The following is a 2,295-nucleotide window of genomic DNA, read 5'->3' as shown; positions in this document are numbered from 1 at the left end:
GATATTCCACTGCTTAATGGCTTAATGCACATCATTATCAAAGAAGGCCTGGAAGACAAGGCCTTTATCGCCGAAAGAACCGAAAACTATGAAGAATTGAAAGAAATCGTGGCTGCTTACACACCGGAACATGTCTCCGAGCTGACCGGAGTGCCGGTGGAGGATCTATACAGCGTGGCTCGCTTATATGCCACCACTGACCGGGCCATGATATTCTACACCCTGGGAATCACAGAACATATCTGCGGAACCCGCAATGTTATGAGCATTGCCAACCTGGCCATGTTGACCGGTCATCTGGGCCGTCCTGGCACCGGGGTATGCCCGATGCGCGGACAGAACAATGTCCAGGGCGCCTGTGACATGGGGGCCTTGCCCAATGTATATTCAGGTTATCAGGCGGTTACAGTAGACGCCAATCGTGAGAAATTCGAAAAGGCCTGGAACGTCTCACTGCCTGCCAAGGTAGGGTTAAAGATTCCGGAGATGTTCGAAGCTGCTCACCACGGGAGCGTCAAGGCGATGTATATTCTGGGCGAGAACCCGGTGTTGACCGATCCCAATGCCAACCACATTAAGGAGGCCCTGGCCAACCTGGAATTTCTGGTGGTACAGGAACTATTCCTCACCGAAACGGCTCAGTTCGCGGATGTGATTCTGCCGGCAGCCAGTTTTGCTGAATGTGACGGCACCTTTACCAATACCGAACGCCGCGTCCAAAGGGTGCGCAAAGCCATTGAACCCATTCCCGGCCAGGCCAACTGGCAGACCATCTGTCAGATGGTTAGCAGGATCGGATATCCCATGGCTTATGACCATCCCCACGACATATGGAAGGAAATGGCAGGAATGTCACCTTCTATGACGGGCATCAATTACGATCGCCTGGAAAAAGAAAGCCTGCAATGGCCCTGTCCGACCCTCGAACATCCCGGAACTCCCTTCCTGCACGCCGGTAAGTTTACCCGCGGATTGGGACTTTTCCAGCCCTCTGAACATGTACCCCCGGGCGAAGTGCCTGACCAGGAATACCCCTATCTGTTGTCAACCGGCCGTATCCTGTTCCATTACAATGTCACCACCCCGTATTCAGGCGGGATCAGCAGTGTGTGGGATAAAGAAATGGCCGAAGTGAACCCCTCTGATGCGGAAAAACTGGGCATTCAAACCGGAAATCTGGTCAAGGTCACCTCGCGGCGCGGACAAGTTACCACCGCAGTGAAAGTGACCGATCGGGTATTGCCCGGCGTGATCTGGATGTCCTTCCATTATGCCTCGACTCCGACCAATGAACTTACCAGCGCGGTATTAGACCCGACCACGGGCACCGGTGAATACAAAGTATGCGCTGTGAAGATCGAAGCGATTTAGGAGGTCTGTTATGCGCAAGGTCGCTGTGGATCAGGCCATAGGTTTAACACTGGGGCACGATATCACCAGAATAATACCCGGGAAGAAAAAGAATCGTGCCTTTAAACGGGGACATATTATCGCTGCCGAGGATGTAAACCTGTTAAGGGATCTGGGCAAGGAACATGTCCTGATATGGGAACCTGATGATGACCTGATGCATGAGGATGATGCCGCTTTGTTGCTGGCTTCCAGCGCAGCCGGCGCGGGAATAGCCTATACTCGCCCCAACCAGGGCAGAGTGGACCTGATAGCGCAATACGATGGTTTATTGCGCGTGCAGTTAGCACAGTTACAGAAACTCAACAGTCTTGAACATGTAATCTTTTCTACCCTGCACAATTGCCGCAGTGTGGTTAAAGGGCAATATGTAGCCGGAACCAGAGTAGTTCCAGTGGCAGTTGAACAAGAACTAATGGAAAAGGCCAAGCGTCTCTGCCGGGCACCATGGCCATTGGTGAGCGTCAAACCGTTTCAACCTCTGTGGGTGACGGTGATTACCACTGGCAGTGAAGTGAACAGCGGGCGCATCCGGGATGGATTCGGCAAGATCATCAGAAAAAAGATCGCACCGTTCGGCGGCCGCTGGATGGGGCAGATCATTGTGCCCGATATCTCGGAATTGATCGCCGCTGAGATACACAATGCCCTCGCCGAAGGAGCACAGCTGATATTACTCACCGGAGGCATGTCAGTTGATGCTGACGACGCTACTCCTCAGGGCATCAGGGTTTCAGGGGCTGAGGTGGTTTCCTATGGAGTCCCGGTTCTTCCGGGTTCTCAGTTTATGCTGGCCTATCAGGGCCATGTAGCTATATGTGGCATCCCTGGCGGGGCATTGTTCAGCCGCAAGACTACCCTGGATCTTTTGCTGCCCCGTATCTT

General features: G+C 53.2%; 2 protein-coding genes. Both read left to right on the top strand.

Going from position 1 to position 2,295, the window contains the following annotated elements:
• A partial coding sequence (locus B3W37_RS02595; RefSeq protein WP_483174689.1) for a molybdopterin oxidoreductase family protein occupies window positions 1-1,371 on the top strand: 1,371 nt, incomplete at its 5' end.
• 10 nt (window positions 1,372-1,381) lie between these two features.
• A partial coding sequence (locus B3W37_RS02590) for a molybdopterin-binding protein (protein ID WP_483174688.1) occupies window positions 1,382-2,295 on the top strand: 914 nt, incomplete at its 3' end.

Source organism: Syntrophomonas sp. UBA5494, assembly GCF_002426325.1.
This window is presented reverse-complemented; position numbering and strand designations above follow the sequence as displayed.